This window comes from Hydrocarboniphaga sp. FW305-C-57 (assembly GCF_058783045.1).
Map to the genome: position 1 here is coordinate 1 of NZ_JBYSYG010000026.1, position 5,860 is coordinate 5,860.

Sequence of the window (5,860 nt, forward strand, 5' to 3'; positions counted from 1 at the left end):
GCCCATGCTCTCCCGCGGATTCAGATCCAGAGGGTGGTCGGGCTCGTTGGGGGGATAAACATACAAGGGTGGTCCGATAGGACCGGGAGAGGGAAAGCTCGGAAAGGGCGCTCATCTTGCCGATGAACCCTCTCTCCCCGCCTTCGGCGGGACTCTCTCCCGCAAGCGGGAGAGAGGAACGGCAAGGCGACTCGACTCTGAAAACTCCACGGCGAGCGCAGCGAGCCGTCAGTCCTTGATGTTGAACGCCGGCAGCGCCAACAGAACCGCCCCCAAGCCTCAACTCATCCGCAACACCTGCGCCGCCGCCTGCGCATTTTCATCCGTCGTCTTCATGACCCGCGTCTGCAACTCGAACTGCCGCGCCAGCGAAATCATGTTCACCATCGTGTCGGCCAGGTTCACGTTCGAGCTTTCGAGCGTCCCGCTCAGCACCGCATTGCCGGCAGCCGAGTCCAGCGCCACACCCGGGCGTGGCCGCATGAGCCCATCGGCCCCACGCTGCAGTTGCGCCGCGGAACCCTCGACCACCTTGAGCCGGCCGATCACGGCCTGGGCCTCGGGGCCCTGCCCTTGCGGCACGATCGACACCGTGCCGTCGCCCGCGATGTGGATCGAAGTCGCTGGCGGAATCGACATCAGCCCGCCGTCGCTGAGCACCGGCTGCCCCGAACCGGTGACGAGCTGGCCGTAAGCATCGATCTGCAGATCGCCGCGCCGCGTGTACGCCTCGCTGCCGTCGCTGGCCTGCACCGCGAGCCAGGCGCCGTCGCGCAGCGACACATCGAGATCGCGGCCGGTCTGCTGCAGGGTTCCGCCCGTCGCATCCCAGCCGCCTTCGGCGGAACGCACGTTGATGCGGCTGTCGAGGCCGCCACCGACCGCCACTGCCTGCGCCTGCAGCAGCTGCGCCTTGAATCCGGTGGTGCTCGCGTTCGCGAGGTTCTGGCTGTTGCCCGTTTGCGCCTGCAGGGTCTGCATCGCACCGGTCATGCCGATGTAGAGCGCTCTGTCCATGACGAGTCTCGTTGATCAGCAGGCATCAACGCAGATTCATGATCTGCTGCAGCAGCTGGTCGGTGGCCGAGATCACCTGCGAATTCGCCTGATAGTTGCGCTGCGCGCTCATCATGCTCACGAGCTGCTCGGTCAGATCGACGTTGCTCGCTTCGAGCGCACCGGCCTGCACGGCGCCGAAACCCGGGCCACCGGCGACGCCGAGCACGACCTGGCCCGAGGCATAGGTTTCGGCCCAGGACGAATTGCCGAGCTCCTGCAGGCCCTGCGAGTTGGCGAAACTCGCCATCGCGAGCTGGCCGACGTTGGTCACCTGGCCGTTGGTGAAACGCGCCTGCACGACGCCTTCTTCGGTCACCGACAAGCCGCCGAGCTCACCGGTCGCGTAGCCATCCTGCGTGAGTGTGCCGATGCTGAAGCTGTCGCCGTACTGGGTGGCGGTGCCGATGTCGAGCGAAAGCGACAGCGGCGATGCGCCGTTGGACAGCGGCATCGCATCGAGTGCGGCGATGCCGTTGGCCGGCGTCATCAGCGTGCCGTTGGAATCGTATTGCAGCGCGATCGGATCACCGACCGTATTGCCGTCGATCGTCGTGTACAGGTTCCAGCTGCCGGCGTCCGCGGTCCTGGCGAAATACAGCGACGCCGTGTGTGGAGAACCGAGCGAATCGTAGACGGTGATCGAAGTCGTCTTGTTGTAGCTGTTCGAATCGGTCGGCGAGAACGTGCTGCTCGTCGGCACCGTCGCGTTCGCGGGCAGGTTGACGCCCGCTTCGATATTGCGCGTCGCCGCGGGCGGATTGGTGTTCGACGACAAGCGCAGGTCGACGAGCTGGCCGGTGTTGAAGCTGGTGCCGGTGGCTTGCGGCGGATACACCTGCAGGCGCTGGCCCGCAGCATTCACGACGTAGCCGCTGCGATCGGTGCCGAACGAGCCCGATCGCGAATACACGCGCGCACCGTTGTCCGACAGCGTGAAGAAGCCATCGCCGCTGATCGCCAGATCGAGCGCCTTGCCGGTGTTGTTGATGGTGCCCTGATCGAACTGCTGGGCGACGCGTGCCACCTGCACGCCGGCGCCCGAAGCCGCGCCGTTGGTTTCGTAACTCGATCGGCGGAACAGATCGCCGAACTCGGTGCGCGACTGCTTGAAGCCCGTCGTGTTCGCATTGGCGATGTTGTTGGAAATGGTGCCCAGATCGGCGGTGGCCGCGTTGAGGCCCGAGAGCGCGATGTTGAAGGACATGGGTGGACTCCGTAACGGAAGAACGTCGGTGGAAGCGGGTTGCTCGAATGGATTACTGGATGCGCAGCACGTCGGAGAACGGCAGTTCGCCAAGCGCCGCGAGTTCGACGTTGAGGCCGTCGCGGCCGAGCGCGACGCTGCTGACCTGATCGACCGCATACGTCGTCGCCGCGACCGATGATCCGCCGCTGCCCGAAACCGTCGCGCTGATTCGATACAGCCCGCGAGGCAGTGCATTGCCTTGCGCATCGCTGCCGTTCCAGTTGAAGGCGAGCTGGCCCGCGGCCTGCGTGCCGAGATCGATCGTGCGCACCACGGCGCCGCTCGCATCGCGAATCTGCAAATTGACGCTGCCGCTGCTCGGAATGTCGAGCGCACCGGAAAGCCCGTTGTCGCCGAGCACGCCGACACCGCTTTCGACGAGCACATCGCGACCGATCAGCGCCGCGGCCTGCAGCGACTGGCTCGACGACAACTGCGTCGCGAGCGAGGAGAACGCGGTCTGCAGCTTGTCGATGCCCGAGACCGTCGAGAATTGCGCGATCTGGCTGAAGAACTCGGTGTTCTCCATCGGCTTGAGCGGATCCTGGTTCTGGATCTGCACGGTCATGAGCTTGAGAAAATCCTGCTGGTCGAGCGAGCTGCTCTTGCCCGATGAAGTCGACGAAAGCCCGAGGCTCGAGTAGTAGTCGCTGGCGTTGCCGCCCACCGGATTGGTCGTGCTCATGCGAGGTTCCCCATGACGATCAGCGTCCGAGCGACAGCGTGCGCAAAGCCAGATCCTTGGCGGTGTTCATGAGTTCGACGTTGCTCTGGTAGGCGCGCGAAGCCGAGATCATGTCGACCATCTGCTCGACGACGTTGACCTTCGGCGCATAGACGTAGCCATCGGCATCGGCGAGCGGATGGCCGGGTTCGTAGCGCTTGTCGGGCTCGGCCTGCGACTGCACGACCTCGGTCACGCGCACGCCGGGCGTGTCTTCGCCACCGAGCTCGGCAGCGGCCTTGAACACCGGCATGTGCGCCTGATAGACCTGCGAAGGATCGCCGGCGACGCTGTCGGCGTTGGCGAGATTGCTCGCCACCGTGTTGAGCCGGACCGATTGCGCGGACAGCGCGGAGCCGGTGATGTCGAAGATGCGGAACGATGACATGTCACTGTCCCGTGATGGCCGTGAGCATGCCCTTCACGCGGCCATCGATGAAGTTGAGGCTGGCCTGGTAATGCAGCGCCGCATCGGCGAACTTGGATTGCTCGATCTGTGTATCGACGGTGTTGCCGTCGACGCTGCCCTGCACGGGGACGCGCCAGACCAGGCCGGCGAGCGAGTCGCCGCCCGACTGCGCATCAAGATGCGCCGTCTGTGTTTTCAGCAGCGCTTCGTTGCTCGATGCGCGGCTGCCGTCGAGCTGCGCCTGGAGCGTGGCCGCGAAATCGATGTCGCGCGCCTTGAAGTTCGGCGTGTCGCTATTGGCGATGTTGCCCGCGAGCACGTCCATGCGCTGCTTCTGCACCGCGAGCGCGGCCGAATGCAGGCCGAAGAGTGGATCGAGCGCCATGGCGAACTCCGCTGGGAATGACGACGCATCCCTCCAAGCGCTGTGCCAGGGCGATTTCCGAGTTTCGGTTTTACGCGGCCCGCGGAAAATCGAGCCGGGCCAGAATGCCCCGCGCGAGTTCGTCCGCGTTGAGCTTGGGAATGAACTGGTCGGCGCCGACGCGCTTGACCATGGCCTGGTTGAACGTGCCCGACAGCGACGAATGCAGCAGCACGAACAGGCCGGCCAGCCTCGGATCCCGACGGATTTCCGTCGTCAGCCGGTAGCCGTCCATGTCGGGCATCTCGACGTCCGAGATCACCATGAGCAGCTTGTCGTGCAGGCCGCCGGGCTCTTCGGCGAGCTGCTGCAGGGTCTGCAAAGCCTGGCGGCCGTCGTTGACGACGATCGCGCCGATGCCAAGCTGGCCGAGCACGCGCTCGATGTGCGCACGCGCGACGCGCGAGTCATCCGCGACGAGCACCTTGCGACCGCGCAGCGCTGCGCCGATCGCCACCGGATCGAGCACGTCGCGCGTCACCTGCTGCACGTCACCGACCACCTCGGCGAGGATGCGCTCGACATCGATGATCTCGATGCGCTGCGCTCCCACCTCGGCGATCGCGGTCAGATAATTCGGCCCCTGCTCGACCTCCGGCGCAGGCCGCACTTTCTCTACGTCGACGTGCACGATGCGTTCGACCGAACGCACGAGAAACCCCTGCGTGCTGCGGTTGAACTCGGAGACGATCAGATGCGCGGCCTGCGCATCGCCTTCGCGGTCGAGCGCGCGGGCCATGTCGATGACCGGAATCACCTGCCCGCGCACCTCGGCCACGCCGGCGATGAAGGCATGCGAGGACGCCATTTGCGTGAGCGCCGGACGCCGCTGCACGGCCGTCACCTTGAGCACGTTGATGCCAAAGATTTGACGCTCGTCGAGACGGAACAGCAGCAGCGCGAGCCGGTTGAAGCCCGCCAGTTGGGTCTGTGCCTCGATGCGTTCCAGCAATCCGGCGGCCATGGGCGCTCACAGGTCATCAGTCGAATCGGTCTGCGGACGCTATCGGCCGATGGCTTGCGAACTTGATGCGGTCGACACGCGAAATCGCGGGCACGGCGCTTGCCCCGGCACGGTATTCCGAATCGCCAAAGGATGTGCCGCCGATGCGCTGCCTGCTGCTGCTCCCGTGCCTGTTGCTGTCCGGCCTGACCTGGGCGGCGACACCGTCCGCGTTCCAGTCCGTCGACGGCCTCGCGGCCGTGGCCGAGGCTTACGTGCGGGCCCAGCTCGGCGGCGCGGCCGAGGTGACGGCCGACCGCCTCGACGATCGGCTGCGGCTGCCGGCCTGCGCCGCCGCGCCGAGCGCGACGCGCAGCGGCCCGGCCGGCAACGCGGCGCGCTGGACCATCGCGCTGAGCTGCGCCGGCCCGCAATCGTGGACGCTCTACGTGCCCGTGCGCGTGAGCCGGCCGCAAAGCGTGCTCGTCGCCACGCGCAACCTGCCGGCCGGCGCGGCGCTGGTCGCGGCAGACCTGCGCGGCGAACGCCGCGACACCGCCACGCTCGCCCAGGGCTACGTCGACGAGCAGACGCCGGTCTCCGGTCTGGTGCTGTCGCGCCCGCTCGCCGCCGGTGCGGTGCTGACACCGGCCGCGCTCGCCAAGGCTGCGGTGATCAGGCGCGGCGAGGCCGTGACCCTGGTCGGGCGCAGCGGAAGCTTCGAAGTCCGCGCCCAGGGCAAGGCGATGGCCGACGCCGCCCCGGGCGACCGGCTCGCGGTCGAGAACACGAGCTCGCGCCGGCTCGTGCACGGACGCGTGCTCGCGGACGGGTCGGTGGAGGTTCCGCTGTAGCGGCGTGACGGGTGCCGTTGACGTTCCTCTCTCCCGCTTGCGGGAGAGAGTCCCGCCGAAGGCGGGGAGAGAGGGCAGCTTGATCAAAGGCGCACTCTCCGGGCCTTCCCTCACCCGGCGCTGTCGCGCCACCCTTGTATGTTTATCCCCCCAACGAGCCCGACCACCCTCTGGATCTGAATCCGCGGGAGAGCATGGGCC

Annotated in this window: 7 protein-coding genes; 1 reads left to right on the forward strand and 6 read right to left on the reverse strand. The window is 66.7% G+C overall.

Features of this window, described 5'->3' with window-relative positions:
- Positions 1-279 precede the first annotated feature (279 nt).
- The 6 genes from AC3WUM_RS25035 to AC3WUM_RS25060 all read right to left on the reverse strand — a co-directional run bounded on the left by AC3WUM_RS25035 (position 280) and on the right by AC3WUM_RS25060 (position 4,826).
- The gene (locus tag AC3WUM_RS25035; RefSeq protein ID WP_492414049.1) at positions 280-1,017 is read right to left on the reverse strand and encodes a flagellar basal body rod protein FlgF; all 738 of its coding nucleotides are present in this window, start codon (positions 1,015-1,017) and stop codon (positions 280-282) included.
- Positions 1,018-1,042: 25 nt separating this feature from the next.
- Positions 1,043-2,263 carry a flagellar hook protein FlgE gene (flgE, locus tag AC3WUM_RS25040; protein WP_492414051.1) on the reverse strand — a complete coding sequence of 407 codons (1,221 nt, stop codon included), beginning with the start codon at positions 2,261-2,263 and terminating at the stop codon, positions 1,043-1,045.
- Positions 2,264-2,315: 52 nt separating this feature from the next.
- Positions 2,316-2,990 carry a flagellar hook assembly protein FlgD gene (locus AC3WUM_RS25045; RefSeq protein WP_492414053.1) on the reverse strand — a complete coding sequence of 225 codons (675 nt, stop codon included), beginning with the start codon at positions 2,988-2,990 and terminating at the stop codon, positions 2,316-2,318.
- Between the two features lie 19 nt (positions 2,991-3,009).
- Positions 3,010-3,417, reverse strand: coding sequence for a flagellar basal body rod protein FlgC (gene flgC, locus AC3WUM_RS25050; RefSeq protein WP_492414055.1), 408 nt, complete (start codon positions 3,415-3,417; stop codon positions 3,010-3,012).
- 1 nt (position 3,418) lies between these two features.
- Positions 3,419-3,823: a flagellar basal body rod protein FlgB gene (gene flgB, locus AC3WUM_RS25055; RefSeq protein ID WP_492414057.1), complete on the reverse strand. Its 405-nt coding sequence runs from the start codon at positions 3,821-3,823 to the stop codon at positions 3,419-3,421.
- Between the two features lie 70 nt (positions 3,824-3,893).
- A complete protein-coding gene (locus AC3WUM_RS25060; protein ID WP_492414059.1) occupies positions 3,894-4,826 on the reverse strand; it encodes a chemotaxis protein in 933 nt (310 codons plus the stop codon).
- Positions 4,827-4,969: 143 nt separating this feature from the next.
- Between AC3WUM_RS25060 and flgA the strand changes: the two genes are divergently transcribed.
- Positions 4,970-5,659, forward strand: coding sequence for a flagellar basal body P-ring formation chaperone FlgA (gene flgA, locus AC3WUM_RS25065; RefSeq protein ID WP_492414061.1), 690 nt, complete (start codon positions 4,970-4,972; stop codon positions 5,657-5,659).
- Positions 5,660-5,860: the final 201 nt, after the last annotated feature.